At 72.3% G+C, this 206-nt stretch carries 1 protein-coding gene; it reads right to left on the bottom strand.

Going from position 1 to position 206, the window contains the following annotated elements; translation table 11 throughout:
• On the bottom strand, positions 1 to 206 hold a 206-nt coding region (locus ASF26_RS23325), incomplete at both ends, for a transposase (protein WP_244475822.1).

Below are 206 nucleotides of genomic sequence, written 5' to 3' on the forward strand. Positions count from 1 at the left end.
AGATCGGCGCGCAGCCAGTCGGCGTCGTAGCCCTTGTCGGCGGTCAGGCGGCGGATACGGCCTGGGGCTTCGGCCAGCACGTCCGGGGCTGTACGGACGTCGCTGGCGTTGCCGGATGTCAGCAGGAGGACGCCGGGGCGTCCGAGGACATCGGTGAGGGCGTGGATCTTGGTCGTCCGGCCCCCACGCGACGGGCCGATGGCCTG

Source organism: Methylobacterium sp. Leaf93 (assembly GCF_001422345.1).
In the GTDB taxonomy this organism is placed as follows: Bacteria; Pseudomonadota; Alphaproteobacteria; order Rhizobiales; family Beijerinckiaceae; genus Methylobacterium; species Methylobacterium bullatum.